The sequence below is a fragment of the Ruegeria sp. CJ2 genome (genome assembly GCF_056536745.1).
In genome coordinates this window covers 341,078-360,302 of the sequence record NZ_JBQFQF010000004.1, presented here as the reverse complement: position 1 = coordinate 360,302, position 19,225 = coordinate 341,078, and the positions used below count along the sequence as shown (strand labels likewise).

Sequence of the window (19,225 nt, the reverse complement as noted above, 5' to 3'; positions counted from 1 at the left end):
CAAAGAAAAAGCCGCCCAGGTCTGAGCGGCTCATCTAAACTTGGCGTGGTCGTGCGGATCAAATCTTGTCGATATCCGCACGGCACAGACCGACATCGTCCAACTGGGCGTCGGTCAGGTTCGACAAAAGCTTGCGTGTCTTGCGGGTTTCATTCCACACAGTCGCTTTTTCGAAGGTTCCGTAGATCGCGTCCACTACATGCAGGATGGTAGCTGCTCCGAGCGGCGCATGGATATTAGCAGTAGTTGCCATTTGCGCATTTCCTTGTAACTGAAACAGCCGACCTGTTGTCGGTTGTGAGGCTCATGTAGGAGCATTGCCTGAGTCTCACAATTGCTAGTCCGGTAACCCCGAATTGCATTTACTGCATATCTTTTGGGCGGTTTGTGAACTGTTGCGCTGCACGCGCGCCCGGCCCATATAGGGGACCAGACAAAACGGAGGCTTCCATGGCAGACAGCGATTTTCCCGGCTGGCACGGCACGACAATTATTGGCGTCAAGAAAGGCGGCCATGTGGTGATTGCCGGGGACGGTCAGGTCAGTCTGGGCCAAACCGTGATCAAGGGCACCGCCCGCAAGGTGCGCCGCCTGTCGCCCGGTGGGTTTGAAGTTGTCGCCGGGTTCGCCGGATCAACAGCCGATGCCTTCACCTTGCTGGAACGGCTGGAAGCCAAGCTTGAGGCCACGCCGGGCCAGTTGGCCCGTGCCTCGGTCGAATTGGCGAAAGACTGGCGGACGGATAAATACCTGCAAAAGCTTGAGGCGATGCTGATTGTCACCGACGGCAAGGATCTGCTTGTGATCACCGGGGCAGGGGATGTGCTTGAGCCTGAACACAACGTCGCCGCCATCGGTTCGGGCGGCAATTTCGCCTTGGCCGCTGCCCGCGCGATGATGGACAGCGACAAGCCCGCCGAAACGGTGGCGCGTGAGGCAATGGCGATTGCCGCTGATATCTGCGTCTATACCAACGGCAACCTGACGGTTGAGGAAATCTCAGGCCAGTAGCGCCTTGATCTCTTTCCCTTTCCACCGCAGGTGCATCCCGATCAGGCCCAGTATCGCGGCGAGTATGACGATGTAGTAGGGCACGCGGATGTCGATGCTCATCAACCCGCCGCCGATCAGGGACATAACCCCTCCGGCCAGACAGAAGACAGCCGTGGTCACGCCCATGACCCAACCCTGATCGGTTTCGCTGACGGCGGATGAAAACAGGCCCAGCAAGGTTGGGTAGGACACGCCAAAGAAGAAGTAGAAAAAGAAGACGGGGATGTAACTCAGCACGCCGCTGGGACTGAAGGCAAAGCCAAAGCCGCAGATCACCATGACCACCAGCGATGTGTAGATGATCTGATGCTTGCTGAACCTTTCTTGCGCCGGTTTCACCAGAAAAGTGCTTGAGAAGGCCAGCGCAAAGCCGATCACCACCATCGCCATGCTGCCGCCGATCACGCCATAGCCCCAGGCAGATGTCAGGAAATTGTCGACGAAGACGTAGAAGGTGACATTCGCGATCATGAACAACGCATAGACCGGCAGGATTTTCAGAACCATCGGATGCGTGCGGACCGCGATCAGGCTGTCGGTGATATCACGGGGGCGAAAGACAAAGGCTGCGCGTTCCGTGCGGGTATCCTTGAAAAAGAACGTCACAAGGAAAATCGCAATCAGTACCAGAGCGAAGGCACCGTAGAACGGTGTTTTCAGCGTTGCATAACCGCCCAGCAGGTTGGCATCGGACAGGACCGCGCCAATGATCGGGCCACCGACAAGGCCAAAGCTGACGCCGGTTATGATATATCCCATATTGCGGTCGCGGTCGGCGGCGTCGGTGCTGCCGTCAATCATTGCCGCCTGTGCGATAGGTTGGTTCCCGGCGGTAAAGCCCGTGATCGACCTGCCGATAATCAACAGGATCAGACTGTTGAGATACAGCGCCGTAATGGTCAGCGCATAGCCTGCCAACGCTCCACCAAGACAGACCAGCAATGCATTCTTGCGCCCGATCGAGTCCGATACTTTCGAGACATACACAACGCCCAGAAACCAGGACAGAAAGAAACAGCCGATCACCAGCCCATAGTACAGGTGCCGCATACCCATGGCCGTGCTTTCGGGCAGGAAGTTGGATTTTGTCTCCATGATCAGCGAGTTGACGATCGGGAAAACCAGCCCTTGCCCAAGCAGGTCCACAAACACCACAAACAGAAGGGTGATCTTGGCAATTTTCGTCATCCGCGCGCTCCTGACCCTCAACACCTTGAAATCACTGTATCAGAGGGGATGCGTTTCACCTACGGAAAGCAATTGCAAACCGGATAGGGCATTGCTAACCAACGCTGCCGCTGTTGTTTTCGATCCAGCGGTGATTACCTAAGCCCAAGTTTACATAAGCCGACCGAAAGGACTGCGCCTTGACCGACCTGACCCCGCGCGAGATTGTCTCGGAACTGGACCGTTTCATTATCGGGCAGAAGGATGCCAAACGCGCGGTCGCCGTCGCGCTGCGCAACCGCTGGCGGCGCAAGCAACTGGCTGATGACATCCGGGATGAGGTCTACCCCAAAAACATCCTGATGATCGGCCCCACCGGTGTTGGCAAGACCGAGATCAGCCGCCGCCTGGCAAAACTCGCCCGTGCGCCGTTCATCAAGGTCGAGGCCACCAAGTTCACCGAAGTCGGCTATGTCGGGCGCGACGTGGAGCAGATCGTGCGTGATCTGGCAGATGCCGCGATAATCCAGACCCGCGAATATATGCGCGAGGATGTCAAAGCCAAGGCGCATCAAGCCGCCGAAGATCGCGTGATCGAAGCCATCGCCGGCACCGATGCACGCGAAGGCACGCGCGAGATGTTTCGCAAGAAACTGAAAGCGGGCGAACTGGATGATACGGTGATCGAGTTGGAATTGTCCGACAGCTCGAACCCGATGCCGATGTTCGACATTCCCGGTCAACCGGGCAGCCAGATGGGGATGATGAATCTGGGCGACATCTTCGGCAAGGCGTTTGGTGGACGCACCGTCAAGAAGAAGATGACTGTCGCCGAAAGTTATGACGCGCTGATCGGGGAAGAGGCCGACAAGCTGCTGGATGATGAAACCGTCAACCGCGTGGCGTTGGAATCGGTCGAACAGAACGGCATCGTTTTTCTGGATGAGATCGACAAGGTCTGCGCCCGCTCCGATGCGCGCGGCGGCGATGTCAGCCGCGAGGGGGTGCAGCGCGACCTGCTGCCGCTGATCGAGGGCACCACCGTGTCCACCAAGCACGGCCCGGTGAAAACCGACCACATCCTGTTCATCGCCTCGGGCGCTTTCCACATCGCCAAACCCTCGGACCTGCTGCCGGAACTGCAGGGACGTCTGCCGATCCGTGTGGAACTGCGGGCGCTCACCGAAGAGGATTTTGTCCGCATCCTAACCGAGACCGACAACGCCCTGACCCGTCAGTATACCGCCCTGATGGGAACCGAAGAGGTCACTGTCAGCTTCACCGAAGATGGCATCGCAGCTTTGGCCAAAATCGCGGCGGACGTGAACCAAAGCGTCGAAAATATCGGAGCACGGCGTTTGTACACCGTGATGGAGCGCGTGTTCGAGGAACTTTCCTTCACTGCCCCTGATCAGGCCGGTGCCGAGATCACGGTGAACGCGCAATTCGTCGACGACAATCTGGGCGAGCTGACCAAGTCCACGGACCTCAGCCGGTACGTCTTGTAAGAGGTCCAGCCGGTTTCCGCCGGTTATTCTGCGCGGCACCGCTGGACCTGAGGCAAAAATCCGATAGCGTGGGCGCATATTGTCCCGAGGGCTAAGCCTGTGCTGCGCTATTTTTTCATTTTCCTGTTGGCGGTGCCCCTGACCGCCTGTGTCGACCGCACGATATCCGAAACGGTGCCAACGGCGCTGTCTGTAGGAAGCCCCGAAACCGTTTTTGCAACGACCACACGCGCGAGAGAGCCGGACGGTTCTTACGGATTTCAGCGGGGCGAGGCGTTGCAATATCTGGAAATGACGGTTTCGATCCCGCCCAATCATACCCCCGGCACCCTTGATTTTTCCTATGCCAATCCGGACCCCGAAAAACAGTTTGTCATGGCCAGCGTCGACGAGTTGCAAGGGCCAGGTGAAATGAAGGCGCGATTGGGGGGCAAGGATGAGGTGTCCATCTTTATCCACGGCTACAACACGACCCAGTTCGAGACCACGTTCCGCGCGGCACAGCTAAGCCGCGACATCAATATTCCCGGCGCGATCATGGTATATTCCTGGCCAAGTCAGGCCCGTGGTGCCGGGTATGCCTATGATCTGGACAGTATGCTGTTTGCGCGGGACGGGTTGGAACAGACCGTGCGCCAACTCAAGGATATGGGTGTAAGGCGCGTTATTCTGGTGGCGCATTCCATGGGAACCGCCCTGACGATGGAGATGATGCGACAGGCTGAATTGCGCGAACCCGGATGGGCCAGCAAGAATATCGAAGGTGTCGTTCTGATCGCCCCTGACCTGGATGTCGATCTGTTCCGGTCGCAAATGGACACGATCAAAACGCCGCCCGACCCTTTCATCGTGATGGTGTCGCGGAAAGACAAGTTGTTGAATATCTCAGCACGGCTGCGCGGCACCACTCAGGGCGAACGGCTTGGCAATATCAGTTCCGTTGATGCGTTGGCGGATTACAAGATCAACATTCTGGACACGACGGCGTTCAACAGAGACGCGGATTCCTCGCATTTCGTGGCAGCAACGTCGCCCGCACTTTTGGCCATCATCAATTCAGCGCGCAGGGTCAGCCGGACCTTCGACCCGGACGGGCGCGGGTTTGATGTAATAGCCCCGAACAGCGTTCGAAACCCGTCAGGTGCAACCGAAATCGTACTGAGCGAAACGGGGCAGGCGCGGGTTAGCTCTCCGTGACCCGGTTCCGCTTGGGGCAATATCTTCGGGACAATGCGACGTGGTTAAGTGCCGGAGTCCTTCTGACCTTCATGTCCAGCTTTGGGCAGACCTTTTTCATTTCGATCTTTTCCGGGGAAATCCGCACCGCCTTTGGCCTTAGTCATGGCGCTTGGGGCGGTCTGTATTCGCTTGGAACCACTGTCTCGGCTGTTGTGATGATCTGGGCCGGAGGTCTGACCGACATCTTTCGAGTCAGGGTTCTGGGTCCTGCGGTTCTGGCAGGTCTGGCACTGGCGACTTTGGCAATGGCTATGAACACCTGGCTTGTCCTGCTGCCCGTCGTGGTATTTCTGTTGCGGCAATTTGGACAGGGGATGAGCACCCATCTGGCGCTGGTGGCCATGGCGAGATGGTTCACCGCCACACGGGGCAAGGCGCTGGCGATCGCGTCGGTCGGATTCTCGGTGGGCGAAGCATTGCTGCCGGTCACTTTCGTGGCTGCAATGGCCTTTCTGGACTGGCGTTGGCTTTGGGTGATTGCAGCAGGAGCCACCCTGTTGGGTATCCCGGTCCTGTTGCGGCTGCTCCGTCAGGAAAGAACCCCGCAAAGCCTGTCCAGCGAATATTCGGCAACGGGTATGGAAGGCCGCCATTGGACCCGGAAAGAGGCAATCTTTCATCCGCTGTTCTGGTTCATGGCACCAGCCTTGTTGGGCCCTTCCGCCTTTATCACAGCCTTTTTCTTTCATCAGGTCCATTTGGCGGACACAAAAGGCTGGCAGCATATCGAGCTGGTTGCCCTGTTTCCGATTTTCACAGGCGTTTCCCTGCTGTCGATGTTTGCGGCGGGTTGGGCATTGGATAAATGGGGCACGGCAAGGATCATGCCATTTTATCAACTGCCGATGGCCGTTGGGTTTGGGATCGTGGGGGTGACGTCGTCGATCGGGGGCGCAACACTGGCCTTGATGTTTCTGGCGCTGACGGTTGGCGCCAACAGCACCCTGCCCAGCGCGTTCTGGGCCGAGTTCTATGGCACCCGGCATATCGGCGCGATCAAGGCGATGGCAACGGCGGTCATGGTTCTGGGATCAGCCATCGGACCGGGGTTAACCGGCGTGCTAATTGATCTGGGTATGCCGCTGGACATCCAATTTCTGTGGATCGGCGGCTTTTTCGTACTGGTCTGTGTCCTTGCGCGCCTTGGCATCGCAAGGGCCGTTCAGACACTTTAGCGCATGCGGCGCAGATACACGTAATAAGCCCCGTCACCGCCATGGCTGATATGGGCAGGCGTCACTTGCAGAATAGCCTGCGCCAATGGTGGCAGGGACAACCATTGCGGCACTTGATTGCGCAACACGCCGCGCGGAGTGGGAATGGGGCCCGGCTCATCCCGATCTTTGCCTTTGCCGGTCACGACCAGAACCAGGCGCTTGCCAGATGCCTGCGCCGACAGGATGAACCGGGTCAATGCCGGGTGTGCTGTATCTACGCGCATCCCGTGCAGATCCAGCTTGCCTTCGGGCTTCAACTTGCCCCGTTTCATGCGACCGAATGCCTTGGTGTCCATCTGGACCGGCGTCGCGCGCAGGCTTTCGGTCACCGTGGGCTTCAACGCATCTCGTGCGGGCTTGCCCAAGGCATTCTGCCCGACCTCGAACCGCTCAATCCGCACCTTGGGCGTCTTGGTTGGCTTGGGCTTGGGCAGCGTGGTCGGGTGCACGGTTTGCGGTATCTCGGGGTGCAGGCGCTCGGCCTGATTGGTCACCTTGCGCCACAGCTCAATCTCTTCCGCTGTCAGTTTTCGGCGTGTCATCAGAACTCATCCGGCAACAGCGCATAAGCGCGTTGGATCGGCAACAAAAGCACCATCCGTCCGGGATCTTTCAATCGGCCGGCGGCTTCGCCGGCCTCATCCCCGGTGCCAAAAAATATGTCTGCACGTTGCGCCCCTTTGATGGCGGCGCCTGTATCCTGCGCGATCATCAATCGGCGTAGCGGCGACTTGCCGTTTTTCTCAACCCAGACCGGTGCGCCCAGAGGCGTATAGGCCGGATCAGCCGCAATGCTGCGCAGTGTAGTGACCGACCGGTTCATTGCACCCAACGGACCCAGCTCTGGCGCAACGCGGTTTACCTCGCGGAAGAACACATATGACGGATTGTGGAACAGCAGTTCAGCACCCGCTTCGGGGTTCTTGCGCACCCACGCCCGGATCATCTGCGCACTGACCTGATGCGCGCCCAGCGCACCACGGCGGATCAGTTCCGTCCCGATGGACCGATAGGGATGGCCATTCGCCCCGCCATACCCGACGTGCACCGCGCCCCCATCCGGCAGACGAATACGGCCAGAGCCTTGAATCTGTAGAAAGAACAACTCAACCGGATCATCGACCCAGGCAATTTCCAGACCCCGGCCGGTCATGCTGTCGCCGGTCAGTATTTCCCGGCGGCTTAGCCACGGACCTTCGGCGCGTGCTTCTGGCGGCATCTTGTAAATTGGATATCTGAAACGCTCGGATCGGGTCAGGGATCCGTCCAGCTCGGGCTCGAAATAGCCGGTGAACAAGGCGTCTTTGCCGTCTTCGACCAGAACAGGACGAAAAAACAGCTCAAAGAACGACCGGGCCGCATCTGCTTCATAGGCTTGGGCCACAGCGCAGAGCGCACGCCAATCCGGGTCGTCCAGATCACCGCATGTGTTCAGAAAAACCGAAAGGGCTGCGCCGTGGTCATCCTCGGCCCAGCCATCAAGATCGTCAAAGGTCAGAATGGAGCGCGTCGCTTCGGCGCTGGCAGAGGTTGCCATCACAGCCCCCAGCAATAACGACCGAAGCGCAGCAATCATGCGTCCGTGGCGACAAGCAGCCAGTTCGGATCGTCCGCGCCCATAACGCGGGCAAAGGTCCAGCTGTCCTTCTGGCGTTTGACGGTGTTGGGGTTGCCTTCGATGATATCCCCGCCGCGATCACGCACGACCGAGGTCAGCTCACCCACAAACTTCATGGTGATCTCGGCCTGGTTGGTATCCTTGTCGAATTTCACATCGGCCAGAGAGGTTTCGCGCACGCCGATAAACTCGGCCTCGATCGTAAGACCCTGATCTTCGCGGGCGGCGACAACCGATACGAACGTGTCGAACACCTCTTCGGACAGGAAGGGCTGGATCTCATCCAGATTGCCCTTTTCGAACCCCATGACGATCATCTCATAGGCACCGCGCGCACCCTGCACAAACTCGCTGACGGAAAAGCTGGGCTCGACCCGCTTCATCGCAGTCAGGGTTTGCGCCTGTTCGCTGTCTTCGGCGACGTGGTCGGTGATGTCGTGATCCGGGCCGCCTTCGATCACCTCGAAGTCACGGCGCGACTTGTGCGCCTCTGGTTGCTGCTGAACCGGAGGTTTTTCAAACCCCTCACGCGTGCCCAGAACGCTTTTCAAGCGCAGGATCAGGAAAACGGCAATTCCGGCCAGGACCAGCAACTGGATCATAGGGTTGTCGCTCATTTCATTCTCTTTTCAGTGCCGGGACTTTGTGTACGCGGCCTCAAGCCACTATGTAGGTGACACGAGGCGGCAAGTCCACAGTCCGCCCTGCTGTAAAGGATAGCGCAAATGTATCTGTTCTTGGCTTTTTTATTGGTCCCGATCATCGAGATCGCCCTGTTCATTCAGGTTGGCGGCTTGATCGGCCTGTGGCCAACACTTGCCATTGTAGTCCTGACGGCCGTTCTGGGCACTGTTTTGGTACGGACACAAGGTCGCATGGCACTGGAAAACCTGCAGCGGTCATTTGCTGAACTGGACGACCCGACCGAGCCGCTGGCCCATGGCGCAATGATCCTGCTGTCGGGCGTTTTGCTGTTGACGCCGGGGTTTTTCACCGATGCCGTTGGTTTTGCTTTGCTAATACCCGGCGTTCGGGTTGCTGTATTCCGGTATCTGAAATCCAAAGTTACCATCACTCAGTTTCAAATGGGAACCGGGGCGCAATTCCGCACCGGGCCTGATCCATTTCAACAAGACGATGTGATTGACGGCGAATTTACCGAAGTTCGGCCGCGTCAGGACCCATCAAAGCCATCGAAATGGGTCGAAGGGCCGTGACCTGCATTGAGGTGTCTGCCCCAACTTGTTAAGCAGTGACGAATTTTATTTTCGGAGTAGATCCATGGCCGAAGAAGACGCCAAAGAAAACACCGCGGCCCAGGCCGCCCCGCAAATCCAGATGCGCGTTCTGGGACAATTCATTCGTGACCTGTCTTTTGAAAACGTGATGGCCCAAAAGGGCGTGTCAGGCGACGTGCAGCCCGAGATTTCCGTGCAGGTCAACCTGGATGCCAAAAAGCGCCCGGCGGACCATCAGTACGAAGTGTCGATCAAGCTGAACCTCAAGTCCAAGTCCAAGGGTCTGGAAGACATCCTGTTCCTGTGTGAGCTGGACTATTGCGGCCTGTTCCACGTGGAAGGTGTTGCCGAAGATCAGCTGCATCCGTTCCTGATGATCGAATGCCCGCGGATGCTGTTCCCGTTCCTGCGCCGCATCGTCAGCGATGTGACCCGCGACGGTGGCTACCCGCCGGTAAATCTGGACAATATCGACTTTGTCAGCCTGTACCGCAACGAACTGATGCGCCGTCAGGCCGAGGCTCAGAAAACCGAAGCCTAAAGCTCCGGACCCGCGCCGGGATGGTTCTCAGGCGCGGGTCCACAAGGCGTTTTCGCCCAGTTTTTCCACGAAAGCATCATGCGCGGCGCGTTCGTCCTCGGTAATACGCGACGCAAGCGCGTTTGGACGCGCCGATGGCCGCCATTCCTCGCCGCCGCCCGCAGATGAGGACGCCGCGGTCGACAATCCGAAATCCGGCTGTCGCCCCCCGATCAGTTCCAGATAAACCTCGGCCAAAATCTCGGAGTCGAGCAGCGCCCCGTGCAGTGTTCGGTTCGAGTTGTCGATATTGAACCGGCGGCACAACGCATCCAAAGAAGCAGGCGAGCCGGGAAAGCGTTTGCGCGCAATGGCCAGCGTGTCCAACGCCTGATCCATCGGGATCGGGGGCAGACCCATCCATTTCAGCTCGGCGTTCAGGAATTTCATATCGAACGAGGCGTTGTGAATGACCAGCTTCGAATCCTTGATGAAATCACGAAATCCCTGACCGACCTTTGCAAAGACCGGCTTGTCCTTCAGTGTCACCTCACCCTTTTCCGGCGGGCGCGGGCTCTCGAGCAGGTCAGGGCCGATGCCGTGTACACCAAAGGCTTCTTCCGGCATGGAGCGTTCAGGGTTGATATAGACGTGATAGGTTTCGCCCGTGGCCACATGGTTCCACAGTTCGACCGCGCCGATTTCCACGATCCGGTCACCGCTTTCGGGATCGAACCCCGTGGTTTCGGTATCGAGTACAATCTCACGCATCTGCCAGCCCCGCTCGTATCTGTTTGACCACATCCTGCACCTGCGCGCGAGCATGGTCCAGACTGTCTGTCACGATCACAAAATCTGACCGTGCACATTTTTCTTCGTTCGGCATCTGCTTGGCGCGGATCTGTTCAAACTGCGCCTCGGTCATCGTGCCGCGATCCATCACCCGGCGTTTTTGTTCATCAGCCGGGACAGACACACAGGCCACGGCATCCATTGCTGTTTGCCCCCCGGTTTCAAACAGTAAAGGGATGTCGAATACCAAAATATCCGTAGTCGCGTTTTGTCGAAACGCAGCCCGATCCGCAGCAACAAGCGGATGAACAATGGCCTCGATCTGTTTCAAGGCGGACACGTCCCGCGCAATGATCTGTTTCAACGCATCACGGTTGACGGCGCCATCGACAATAGCCTCGGGAAATGCGGCCTGCATCGGCTCAACAGCCGCTCCACCCCTTGAATAGAGTCTATGTACGGCGGCATCCGCATCCCATAGCGCACAGCCTTCGTCGACGAACATCTGGGCCGTCGTGCTTTTTCCCATCCCGATCGAACCAGTCAGGCCCAGTGCGAAACTCATGACAAAACGGCCGCGCGCAGGTCCAGATTTACCTCGGGCCGGACCCCGAACCAGCTTTCAAATCCGGGAACCGCCTGATGCAGCAGCATGCCCAGCCCATCCACAACCGTGCATCCGGCTTCTTCGGCCGTTTGCAAGAGATGGGTTTTCAGCGGTGCGTAGACCAGATCGGTGACAACAGCGCCCGGCTGCAACCCATCCAGAGGAACCCGCAGCTCAAGCTGCCCCTGCATCCCAAGTGACGTCGTGTTGACAACCAGCTCGGCGTCTTCGACCACATTTCCGGCCTGCACCCAGTCGACCACGGTGATAGTCTGGCCAAATTCGTCCTTCAGCTTGTCCGCCCTGGCCCGTGTTCGGTTGGTCAGCATGATTTCGGGCACTCCGGCCTCGACCAAGGCTTGCAAAACGGCGCGCGCCGCCCCGCCAGCGCCAAAAACCACGGCTGGCCCGTCGCCCGGCGTCCAGTCCGGTGCCCCGCTGCGCAGGTTTTCCATGAAGCCGTAGCCATCGGTATTGTCAGCATGGATCGTGCCATCGTCGCGAAAGACCAGCGTGTTTGCGGCTCCGATTTTCCGTGCCCGATCCGATACGTCATCCGCCAACCGCAGGGCGGCTTCTTTATGAGGCACCGTTACATTTGCCCCAACAAATCCGGCCTTGGGCAAACTGCGCAGGACAACCTCAAGATCATCCGGGGCAACATCCATTGGAATATAGTGCCCTGCCAACCCATAGGATTTTAACCAATGCCCATGAAGGGTCGGGGATTTGGAATGCGCAACCGGGTGTCCAATCACACCTGCCAGAGGAATACGGTCTTCACTCATTGATCAATCACCCCTTTGACCGCCAGAAAATTCAACAGCTCCAATAGGGGCATACCCAAGACGTTAAAATGGTCTCCGTCAATGGTTGCGAACAGGCGCACGCCTTCTTCTTCCAATTTATATGCCCCGACCGCGTGGCGGATACTGTCCCAGTTGCGATCAACATAATCGCGCAGATACGCGTCCGAGCTCATCCGCATCCGCAATCGCACCTGACCCACATGTCGCCAGATGGGTTCCCCATCCTGATAGATCACCGCGGCAGACAACAGCATATGGCGCTTGCCGCGCATTGCCCTGAGCTGGGCCAGTGCATCCGCCGCCGTTTCGGGCTTGGACAACAGCCGCCCATCGAAATCCAACACCTGATCACAGCCCAGCACCATCGCGCCCGGAGTTTTATCGCTGACTTTACGCGCTTTCATTTCGGCCAGCGTATCCGCAATATCGCGCGGGCTTGCATCCTCGGCCAGCAACGCTTGCTTGGCTGTCTCCTCATCCACGCGCGCGGTTTGCACGGTGAAGGGCACGCCAGCATTCTCAAGAAGCTGCGCTCGTATCGACGACCCAGAGGCCAGAATGATGGGGACAGACATGTGGAAAACCCCTTGAGTAAACCGTTAACTGTTCCGGGATGGTTTGTATGGTTTTCCAGTTGACACGCAAGCCCGGGATTTTCGCGCCAAACTTCCCGGATTCGCCCGAATGGTATCCAGCAGGGACAAGGATAAGTCCAAGACCGGGAATAACCCGGTTTTCCAAGGTTACCCAAAGACTTATCCCCAGCAATTCATACTCGGTTAATATATAAGACATTGAAATTATAGTGAAATTTTTTCCTTCAACAGAATCGGTCCCTTTAAACCGGATTCCATCCACCTGTGGAAAACAGATGTGTAAAAAAGTAATCCACGGAAATTGTTCACCCTACAAAACCATCTTCCTTTTTCTTTTCTTATTTTTTTATTAGGGAGGGTTCCGAACAATCTTTGGAGCAAAGATGACGGATTTTCTTTTCACGATTTACCCATGGGTGAAATCTCTTCACATCATGGCGGTGATCTCGTGGATGGCTGGTCTGTTCTATTTACCCAGACTGTTCGTCTATCACGTCGAAAAGGCGCAGGCTGTCGACGGGTCAGAACCGATCTTCTTAGAAATGGAAGAAAAGCTGCTGCGTGTCATCATGCGCCCTGCCATGATCGTGGCTTGGGTCTGTGGCCTGATCATGGTGTTTACACCTGGCATCGTTGGTTGGGATTTTGCCTGGCCATGGGTCAAGGGTGCAGCCGTGATTGGCATGACCTGGTTTCATCACTGGCTGATGGCCCGGCGCAAAGACTTCCTTGAGGGGAAAAATAAGCTCACTGGGCGGCAGTATCGCATGATGAACGAGGTTCCGACCGTTTTGATGGTGATCATCGTTCTGGCGGTCATTCTGAAGTTCTGAGGGCGTTTTTGCGCCTAAGGGTCAGACGGGCGGTTTGACTCCACCTGACGCCACGCTTATGTAGGGATCAACACGCCCGTCCGGGCGGCGTATCTTCCGTACTGAAATTCCACTTCGTGCCGCGCTGACAGCGGTGAAGGTTTGTATCATGTCCAATGAATCCCTGAATCTGGCCGATCTGAAAGCCAAAAGCCCCAAAGACCTTCTGGCGATGGCCGAAGAGCTGGAGATCGAAAACGCCTCGACCATGCGCAAGGGCGAGATGATGTTCCAGATCCTGCGCGAACGCGCGGATGAGGGCTGGACCGTTGGCGGCGATGGCGTGCTGGAAGTGCTGCAAGACGGTTTTGGCTTCCTGCGTTCGCCCGAGGCAAACTATCTGCCGGGTCCTGACGACATTTATGTCTCGCCTGACATGATCCGCCTGCATTCGCTGCGCACTGGCGACACCGTTGAAGGTGAAATCAAGGCGCCCGATGACAACGAACGGTATTTTGCGCTGACCAAGGTCACAAAGATCAACTTTGAAGACCCCGAGAAAGCTAAGCACAAGATCCTGTTCGACAACCTGACACCTTTGTACCCAGACGAACGTCTGAAGATGGAGATCGAAGATCCCACCATCAAAGACAAGTCCGCTCGCGTGATCGACCTTGTTGCACCAATTGGTAAAGGACAGCGGTCGCTGATCGTGGCGCCTCCGCGGACGGGTAAGACGGTGATCCTGCAGAACATCGCGCACTCGATCGAACAGAACCACCCTGAGTGCTATCTGATCGTCCTGCTGATCGATGAACGTCCCGAAGAGGTGACGGACATGCAGCGCTCGGTGAAGGGTGAGGTCGTGTCTTCGACCTTTGATGAACCGGCGACGCGCCACGTGGCCGTTTCGGAAATGGTGATCGAAAAGGCTAAGCGTCTGGTTGAGCATAAACGAGATGTTGTGATTCTTTTGGACTCGATCACAAGACTTGGTAGGGCGTTTAACACTGTGGTCCCATCTTCGGGTAAGGTTCTGACCGGTGGTGTGGATGCGAATGCTCTGCAACGACCCAAACGGTTCTTTGGTGCGGCCCGGAACATCGAAGAGGGCGGTTCGCTGACCATCATCGCCACAGCGCTGATCGACACCGGCAGCAGGATGGACGAGGTGATCTTTGAAGAATTCAAAGGCACGGGTAACTCGGAAATCGTGTTGGACCGCAAAATCGCCGACAAGCGTGTGTTCCCGGCCATCGATATCCTCAAATCCGGTACACGGAAAGAGGATCTGCTGGTCGACAAGGGCGATCTGGCCAAGACCTTTGTTCTGCGCCGCATCCTCAACCCGATGGGCACGACCGATGCGATCGAATTCCTGCTGTCCAAGTTGAAACAGACGAAGACAAACGGCGAGTTCTTCGATTCGATGAACACCTGATACAGGTCTTAACTGACGCGAGGCCTTCGAATGGATACGATATTCGCCTTGGCCAGCGCGCAAGGCAAAGCTGGGGTGGCGGTCATCCGCCTCTCGGGACCTTTGGCGCATTCCGCGGCGGCCGAGTTGACGAGGGATACTCTGCCAGCTCGTGGTATGTGTGTCCGTTCTCTGCGTGCGCCTGACGGCTCAATTCTGGATGAGGGTCTGGTGCTTACATTCCAGGCCCCTGCGAGCTTTACCGGCGAAGATGTGGCAGAGTTTCAGATTCACGGAAGCACGGCATCTGTGAATGTGGTGATGCGCTGTCTTGGCGATACCGAAGGTTTGAGGCTCGCCGAGCCGGGGGAATTCACGCGTCGCGCGCTTGAAAACGGCAAGATGGATTTGACGCAGGTCGAAGGTTTGGCCGACTTGATTGACGCCGAAACAGAAGCGCAGCGCAAACAGGCACAGACAATATTGGCGGGTGAATTGGGTTCCCTTGCCGAGCGCTGGCGTCGTGATTTGATCCGAGCCGCGTCCCTGTTGGAAGCTGTCATTGATTTTGCTGACGAAGAGGTCCCGACGGATGTTACGCCAGAAGTTCGTTCTTTGATCACACGCGTCATGACCGATCTACAGCGCGAAGCGGACGGAGTTCGGATAGCGGAGCGAATCCGCGCCGGATTTGAAGTTGCGATCGTCGGTCTTCCAAATGCAGGGAAGTCCACCTTGCTGAACGCTCTTGCCGGGCGTGATGCTGCGATAACGTCGGAATATGCCGGAACGACCCGTGACGTGATCGAGGTGCGAATGGATCTAGAAGGGTTGCCGGTTACGCTGCTGGACACGGCCGGGCTTCGCGAAACCCAGGATCATGTTGAAAGCCTTGGAATCGAACTGGCGATTAAACGGGCTGAAGCCGCGGACTTACGGGTCTTCCTGACCGAGGACCCGATGTCTTTGGGCGTATCAATGCGCGATGATGACATTCAGGTTTTTCCGAAAGCCGACCTCAGAGATGACGGTGAAGGTGGGATATCGGGTAAAACTGGTATGGGGCTGGACCAGCTAATATCCGATATATCGTGTGTATTAAGTAATCGAACCACAAGTTATGGTATCGCAACGCGCGAAAGACACCGTGTATCGCTTAACAACGCTCGAGAAGCACTGCGTGCAGCAATGTCTGTTCTGGAATCAGGCCCGGACTTGTATGATATCGCTGCCGAAGAACTGCGCACAGCCATTCGTGCGCTTGAATCCTTGGTTGGCAGGATAGGGGTGGAAGATCTTTTGGATGAGATATTCTCGAGCTTCTGTCTGGGAAAATAGGGAGTGTTTCACGTGAAACATTCAGACTTTGATGTTGTCGTAATCGGTGCTGGTCATGCCGGAACCGAAGCTGCCCACGCTGCTGCACGCATGGGTGCGCAAACGGCACTGGTTACATTGTCTTCTTCTGATATTGGAGTGATGTCCTGCAACCCGGCGATTGGGGGCCTGGGAAAAGGCCATTTGGTAAGGGAGATTGACGCCCTTGATGGCGTCATGGGGCGCGTTGCTGATCAAGCCGGAATTCAGTTCCGTCTGCTGAATCGACGCAAAGGACCCGCAGTTCAGGGGCCAAGAACGCAAGCAGACCGCGCTTTGTATCGCGCGGCGATGCAGTCTGAGACAGATGCACAGCCAAGTCTTTCCGTTGTCGTTGGGGAAGTCGTAGATTTTCTGATGGATGGGCAAACTGTGCGCGGAGTCAAATTGGCAGATGGATCAGACATTCGTGCCAAGGCTGTCATTCTCACTTCGGGTACGTTTCTTCGCGGCGTCATACATATCGGGGATGTCTCGCGCCCCGGCGGACGAATGGGTGATAATCCGTCGGTAAAATTGGCGCAACGGTTAGACAGTTTTGAGTTTCCGTTGGGAAGGCTGAAAACAGGTACTCCCCCCCGGCTTGATGGCCGCACGATCGACTGGACCGATCTGGAGCGCCAGGATGGGGACGATGAGCCTACATTGTTTTCATTCCTGTCGACATCCGTTGTGGCCCCGCAAATTTCCTGCGGTATTACACATACAAATGCGGAAACACATGAAATTATTGAAAAGAACTTGAGTCTCTCTGCGATGTACGGCGGACATATTGACGGGGTTGGCCCAAGATACTGTCCGTCAATTGAAGATAAAATCGTCAGGTTTGCCGATAAGGATTCTCATCAGATCTTTCTTGAGCCAGAAGGGGTCAATGATCATACGATCTATCCGAATGGGATTTCGACATCCCTTCCTCAGGACGTACAACTGCAATCTGTCAGGTCCATCAAGGGACTGGAGAAGGCAGAAATACTGCAACCGGGATATGCAATTGAATATGACTACGTCGATCCTCGGATACTAACATCGTCTTTGTCCGTGCCAGAGATTTCGGGGCTATTTCTTGCTGGTCAGATCAACGGAACAACCGGATATGAGGAAGCTGCAGCTCAGGGTTTGGTTGCAGGGTTGAATGCTGCCTTGTTTGCATTTGACCGGGAGCCGGTTCATTTCACCCGCGCGGACAGTTATATCGGCGTAATGATAGATGATTTGACGACCAGAGGTGTTGCTGAACCCTATCGAATGTTCACGTCCCGCGCAGAATTTAGATTGTCACTGCGCGCGGATAATGCGGACCAAAGATTAACACCGATTGGCTTGAATATAGGTTGCGTTGGGGAAGTTAGGGAACGCAACTTTTCTGAGAAGCTTGAAAAGTTGACGGCGGCAAAGTCGATACTTACAGACCGCACCTATACGCCAAAAGAAATGCGATCAGTTGGTATCAACGTCAATCAGGACGGAAATCGGCGCAATGGGATGGATATTCTTGCATTCCCGGATGTTTCCTTTGGCGATCTTATTCCGCTGGTCCCAGACTTGTCAGGCACAAATATTGAAATCCAAAAGCAGGTTGAAAGAGACGCCCTATACGCAAACTACATTGCACGCCAGCAAAGAGACGTCGAAGCCATGAAGCGTGACGAATCCCATGAGATTCCACGAGATTTCGACTATTTTGCTTTGGACGGCCTGTCTTCTGAGATGAAGCAAAAGCTGTCGAATGCGCGGCCCGCGAATATCGCGCAAGCCAGCCGCGTTGAAGGAGTGACCCCGGCTGCTTTGACGCTTGTTCTTGCGAAGCTGCGGCGCGAACAAAAGGTCCGCAAGGCATGAGTGAGGAGCATTTTGGCGAGTTGAATGTTTCACGTGAAACATTCGAGCGTTTGGCCAAATATGTTGAACTGGTAGAGCGGTGGAATCCGAAGATTAACCTGGTTTCCCGAAACAGCCTGAATGAGATCTGGACGCGGCATATCAAGGATTCTGTCCAGGTGTATCGCTGCCCTGAATCCTTTCAGAATTGGGCAGATTTGGGGAGCGGGGGCGGGTTCCCCGGTATGGTCTGCGCGATCATGGCAATAGAAGAGAATCCGAGTGCACGGTTCACTTTTGTTGAGAGTGATCAAAGAAAATCTGCCTTTTTGCGAACAGTGGCACGGGAATGTGGTGCAAATTGTTCCGTTATTTCCAAACGAATCGAAATGGTGGATCCATTGGGGGCGGACGTCTTATCTGCCCGGGCTTTGGCAGACCTGACTGCATTATTGTCCTTTTGTGACAGGCATTTAGGCAGTTCCGGATTGGCGCTGTTGCCGAAAGGCGCAACGTGGAAAAAAGAACTGGAAGACGCGCGCAGGGAATGGAATTTCCACGCCGAGCCGATTACAAGTTTAACTGAACCTCAAGCCGTTATCCTTAAAATAAGAGGAGTATCACGTGGTTGATCTGTCTCGTCCCGCAGGGCCCCGGATTATTGCGGTAGCCAATCAAAAAGGTGGGGTTGGAAAGACGACGACTGCGATAAATCTTGCTGCGGGATTGGCCGAGGCTGGCTGCCGGGTCCTTGTGGTTGATCTGGATCCGCAAGGAAACGCATCGACCGGTTTAGGTGTGGAAGACAGGGATTGGACGACCTACGACCTGATTTTGGACGACGCGCCCTTAGAAGCTGTCATTCAGGAAACTGAAATTGGCGGTCTGTACGTGGTTCCTGCGACAGTTGACCTAAGCTCGGCCGATATCGAACTTATTTCCAATGAAAAGCGAAGCTATTTGTTACATGACGCCCTGCGGCAAACATCGGTTGATCAGTTTGAGCTGGACTATGTCCTGATAGATTGCCCGCCATCCCTTAATTTGTTGACCGTCAACGCGATGGTTGCAGCGCATTCTGTGCTTGTTCCATTGCAGAGTGAATTCTTCGCGTTGGAAGGGTTGTCCCAGTTGATGCTGACCATTCGCGAGGTTCGCCAAACCGCGAATCCTGAGTTGCGGATCGAAGGTGTTGTGTTGACGATGTATGACAACCGCAACAACTTGTCCCGCCAAGTCGAAAAAGACGCGCGTGACAATCTGGGAGAGATGGTATTTAAAACCAAAATACCCAGAAACGTGCGGGTCAGTGAGGCACCGTCTTACGCGTTGCCCGTCCTTCAATATGATTCCGGATCTCTGGGGGCGATGGCGTACCGACATTTGGCGCGCGAAGTCATGCACAAGAACAAGAAAGCCGCATAAGCGGCA

At 56.1% G+C, this 19,225-nt stretch carries 21 protein-coding genes; 12 read left to right on the top strand and 9 right to left on the bottom strand.

The window, feature by feature from the left end; genetic code table 11:
• Nucleotides 1-58: 58 nt before the first annotated feature.
• Nucleotides 59-253: a DUF1127 domain-containing protein gene (locus ACR0MS_RS08395; RefSeq protein WP_480570978.1), complete on the bottom strand. Its 195-nt coding sequence runs from the start codon at nucleotides 251-253 to the stop codon at nucleotides 59-61.
• Nucleotides 254-450: 197 nt separating this feature from the next.
• Here ACR0MS_RS08395 and hslV point away from each other — a divergent pair, with 197 nt between their 5' ends.
• Nucleotides 451-1,011 (top strand): ATP-dependent protease subunit HslV, encoded by a 561-nt coding sequence (gene hslV / locus ACR0MS_RS08390; protein WP_480570982.1) that lies wholly within the window; start codon nucleotides 451-453, stop codon nucleotides 1,009-1,011.
• On the opposite strand, the gene ACR0MS_RS08385 is transcribed toward hslV, so the two are convergent.
• Nucleotides 1,000-2,241 carry an MFS transporter gene (locus ACR0MS_RS08385; RefSeq protein ID WP_480570985.1) on the bottom strand — a complete coding sequence of 414 codons (1,242 nt, stop codon included), beginning with the start codon at nucleotides 2,239-2,241 and terminating at the stop codon, nucleotides 1,000-1,002. The two genes, hslV and ACR0MS_RS08385, sit on opposite strands and share 12 nt — an antisense overlap.
• A 179-nt stretch (nucleotides 2,242-2,420) precedes the next feature.
• Between ACR0MS_RS08385 and hslU the strand changes: the two genes are divergently transcribed.
• From hslU to ACR0MS_RS08370, 3 genes are all read left to right on the top strand, one after another.
• Complete coding sequence (hslU, locus tag ACR0MS_RS08380) at nucleotides 2,421-3,728, top strand: ATP-dependent protease ATPase subunit HslU (RefSeq protein ID WP_170777173.1); 1,308 nt, start codon at nucleotides 2,421-2,423, stop codon at nucleotides 3,726-3,728.
• A 99-nt stretch (nucleotides 3,729-3,827) separates the two neighbouring features.
• Nucleotides 3,828-4,925 (top strand): alpha/beta hydrolase, encoded by a 1,098-nt coding sequence (locus ACR0MS_RS08375; protein ID WP_480570988.1) that lies wholly within the window; start codon nucleotides 3,828-3,830, stop codon nucleotides 4,923-4,925.
• On the top strand, nucleotides 4,922-6,142 hold the full coding sequence (locus ACR0MS_RS08370; protein WP_480570991.1) for an MFS transporter: 1,221 nt from the start codon (nucleotides 4,922-4,924) through the stop codon (nucleotides 6,140-6,142). The genes ACR0MS_RS08375 and ACR0MS_RS08370 overlap by 4 nt, the downstream gene beginning before the upstream one ends.
• On the opposite strand, the gene ACR0MS_RS08365 is transcribed toward ACR0MS_RS08370, so the two are convergent.
• The 3 genes from ACR0MS_RS08365 to ACR0MS_RS08355 are packed head-to-tail and all read right to left on the bottom strand — an operon-like array spanning nucleotide 6,139 to nucleotide 8,419.
• Nucleotides 6,139-6,726, bottom strand: coding sequence for a Smr/MutS family protein (locus ACR0MS_RS08365; RefSeq protein ID WP_480570996.1), 588 nt, complete (start codon nucleotides 6,724-6,726; stop codon nucleotides 6,139-6,141). The genes ACR0MS_RS08370 and ACR0MS_RS08365 overlap by 4 nt on opposite strands.
• Complete coding sequence (gene mltA, locus ACR0MS_RS08360) at nucleotides 6,726-7,760, bottom strand: murein transglycosylase A (protein ID WP_480570999.1); 1,035 nt, start codon at nucleotides 7,758-7,760, stop codon at nucleotides 6,726-6,728. Before mltA ends, ACR0MS_RS08365 begins: the two co-directional genes overlap by 1 nt.
• Nucleotides 7,757-8,419 (bottom strand): Tim44/TimA family putative adaptor protein, encoded by a 663-nt coding sequence (locus ACR0MS_RS08355; RefSeq protein ID WP_171123768.1) that lies wholly within the window; start codon nucleotides 8,417-8,419, stop codon nucleotides 7,757-7,759. The genes mltA and ACR0MS_RS08355 overlap by 4 nt, the downstream gene beginning before the upstream one ends.
• Before the next feature lie 108 nt (nucleotides 8,420-8,527).
• On the opposite strand from ACR0MS_RS08355, the gene ACR0MS_RS08350 reads away from it, so the two are divergent.
• Together ACR0MS_RS08350 and secB are read left to right on the top strand one after the other, a co-directional pair.
• On the top strand, nucleotides 8,528-9,019 hold the full coding sequence (locus tag ACR0MS_RS08350) for an FxsA family protein (protein ID WP_170564535.1): 492 nt from the start codon (nucleotides 8,528-8,530) through the stop codon (nucleotides 9,017-9,019).
• Nucleotides 9,020-9,083: 64 nt separating this feature from the next.
• Entirely contained in the window at nucleotides 9,084-9,581 is a 498-nt protein-coding gene (gene secB / locus ACR0MS_RS08345) for a protein-export chaperone SecB (protein WP_480571004.1), read from the top strand.
• Nucleotides 9,582-9,608: 27 nt separating this feature from the next.
• Here the strand turns inward: secB and dnaQ are convergent, their stop codons facing one another.
• The 4 genes from dnaQ to ACR0MS_RS08325 are packed head-to-tail and all read right to left on the bottom strand — an operon-like array spanning nucleotide 9,609 to nucleotide 12,343.
• Entirely contained in the window at nucleotides 9,609-10,331 is a 723-nt protein-coding gene (gene dnaQ, locus ACR0MS_RS08340; protein ID WP_480571007.1) for a DNA polymerase III subunit epsilon, read from the bottom strand.
• Nucleotides 10,324-10,917: a dephospho-CoA kinase gene (coaE, locus tag ACR0MS_RS08335; RefSeq protein WP_480571010.1), complete on the bottom strand. Its 594-nt coding sequence runs from the start codon at nucleotides 10,915-10,917 to the stop codon at nucleotides 10,324-10,326. Before coaE ends, dnaQ begins: the two co-directional genes overlap by 8 nt.
• Nucleotides 10,914-11,747 (bottom strand): shikimate dehydrogenase, encoded by an 834-nt coding sequence (locus tag ACR0MS_RS08330; RefSeq protein ID WP_480571012.1) that lies wholly within the window; start codon nucleotides 11,745-11,747, stop codon nucleotides 10,914-10,916. The genes coaE and ACR0MS_RS08330 overlap by 4 nt, the downstream gene beginning before the upstream one ends.
• Nucleotides 11,744-12,343, bottom strand: a complete 600-nt coding sequence (locus tag ACR0MS_RS08325; RefSeq protein ID WP_480571015.1) for a Maf family protein — start codon at nucleotides 12,341-12,343, stop codon at nucleotides 11,744-11,746. The genes ACR0MS_RS08330 and ACR0MS_RS08325 overlap by 4 nt, the downstream gene beginning before the upstream one ends.
• A 404-nt stretch (nucleotides 12,344-12,747) precedes the next feature.
• Here ACR0MS_RS08325 and ACR0MS_RS08320 point away from each other — a divergent pair, with 404 nt between their 5' ends.
• From ACR0MS_RS08320 to ACR0MS_RS08295, 6 genes are all read left to right on the top strand, one after another.
• Nucleotides 12,748-13,197, top strand: coding sequence for a CopD family protein (locus tag ACR0MS_RS08320; protein WP_480571018.1), 450 nt, complete (start codon nucleotides 12,748-12,750; stop codon nucleotides 13,195-13,197).
• A 148-nt stretch (nucleotides 13,198-13,345) separates the two neighbouring features.
• On the top strand, nucleotides 13,346-14,617 hold the full coding sequence (gene rho, locus ACR0MS_RS08315; RefSeq protein ID WP_170771337.1) for a transcription termination factor Rho: 1,272 nt from the start codon (nucleotides 13,346-13,348) through the stop codon (nucleotides 14,615-14,617).
• A gap of 30 nt (nucleotides 14,618-14,647) precedes the next feature.
• Nucleotides 14,648-15,934: a tRNA uridine-5-carboxymethylaminomethyl(34) synthesis GTPase MnmE gene (mnmE, locus tag ACR0MS_RS08310; RefSeq protein ID WP_480571021.1), complete on the top strand. Its 1,287-nt coding sequence runs from the start codon at nucleotides 14,648-14,650 to the stop codon at nucleotides 15,932-15,934.
• Nucleotides 15,935-15,946: 12 nt separating this feature from the next.
• Nucleotides 15,947-17,815, top strand: coding sequence for a tRNA uridine-5-carboxymethylaminomethyl(34) synthesis enzyme MnmG (mnmG, locus tag ACR0MS_RS08305; protein ID WP_480571024.1), 1,869 nt, complete (start codon nucleotides 15,947-15,949; stop codon nucleotides 17,813-17,815).
• A complete protein-coding gene (rsmG, locus tag ACR0MS_RS08300; protein WP_480571027.1) occupies nucleotides 17,812-18,426 on the top strand; it encodes a 16S rRNA (guanine(527)-N(7))-methyltransferase RsmG in 615 nt (204 codons plus the stop codon). The genes mnmG and rsmG overlap by 4 nt, the downstream gene beginning before the upstream one ends.
• Nucleotides 18,419-19,219: a ParA family protein gene (locus tag ACR0MS_RS08295; RefSeq protein ID WP_480571030.1), complete on the top strand. Its 801-nt coding sequence runs from the start codon at nucleotides 18,419-18,421 to the stop codon at nucleotides 19,217-19,219. The genes rsmG and ACR0MS_RS08295 overlap by 8 nt, the downstream gene beginning before the upstream one ends.
• Nucleotides 19,220-19,225: the final 6 nt, after the last annotated feature.

What these genes read in the sequence shown, in the direction of transcription:
- ACR0MS_RS08395 (WP_480570978.1), bottom strand. Translation starts at nt 253, where the DNA reads ATGGCAACTACTGCTAATATCCATGCGCCGCTCGGAGCAGCTACCATC.
- hslV (WP_480570982.1), top strand. Translation starts at nt 451, where the DNA reads ATGGCAGACAGCGATTTTCCCGGCTGGCACGGCACGACAATTATTGGC.
- ACR0MS_RS08385 (WP_480570985.1), bottom strand. Translation starts at nt 2,241, where the DNA reads ATGACGAAAATTGCCAAGATCACCCTTCTGTTTGTGGTGTTTGTGGAC.
- ACR0MS_RS08365 (WP_480570996.1), bottom strand. Translation starts at nt 6,726, where the DNA reads ATGACACGCCGAAAACTGACAGCGGAAGAGATTGAGCTGTGGCGCAAG.
- mltA (WP_480570999.1), bottom strand. Translation starts at nt 7,760, where the DNA reads ATGATTGCTGCGCTTCGGTCGTTATTGCTGGGGGCTGTGATGGCAACC.
- ACR0MS_RS08355 (WP_171123768.1), bottom strand. Translation starts at nt 8,419, where the DNA reads ATGAGCGACAACCCTATGATCCAGTTGCTGGTCCTGGCCGGAATTGCC.
- ACR0MS_RS08350 (WP_170564535.1), top strand. Translation starts at nt 8,528, where the DNA reads ATGTATCTGTTCTTGGCTTTTTTATTGGTCCCGATCATCGAGATCGCC.
- secB (WP_480571004.1), top strand. Translation starts at nt 9,084, where the DNA reads ATGGCCGAAGAAGACGCCAAAGAAAACACCGCGGCCCAGGCCGCCCCG.
- dnaQ (WP_480571007.1), bottom strand. Translation starts at nt 10,331, where the DNA reads ATGCGTGAGATTGTACTCGATACCGAAACCACGGGGTTCGATCCCGAA.
- coaE (WP_480571010.1), bottom strand. Translation starts at nt 10,917, where the DNA reads ATGAGTTTCGCACTGGGCCTGACTGGTTCGATCGGGATGGGAAAAAGC.
- ACR0MS_RS08330 (WP_480571012.1), bottom strand. Translation starts at nt 11,747, where the DNA reads ATGAGTGAAGACCGTATTCCTCTGGCAGGTGTGATTGGACACCCGGTT.
- ACR0MS_RS08325 (WP_480571015.1), bottom strand. Translation starts at nt 12,343, where the DNA reads ATGTCTGTCCCCATCATTCTGGCCTCTGGGTCGTCGATACGAGCGCAG.
- ACR0MS_RS08320 (WP_480571018.1), top strand. Translation starts at nt 12,748, where the DNA reads ATGACGGATTTTCTTTTCACGATTTACCCATGGGTGAAATCTCTTCAC.
- rho (WP_170771337.1), top strand. Translation starts at nt 13,346, where the DNA reads ATGTCCAATGAATCCCTGAATCTGGCCGATCTGAAAGCCAAAAGCCCC.
- mnmE (WP_480571021.1), top strand. Translation starts at nt 14,648, where the DNA reads ATGGATACGATATTCGCCTTGGCCAGCGCGCAAGGCAAAGCTGGGGTG.
- rsmG (WP_480571027.1), top strand. Translation starts at nt 17,812, where the DNA reads ATGAGTGAGGAGCATTTTGGCGAGTTGAATGTTTCACGTGAAACATTC.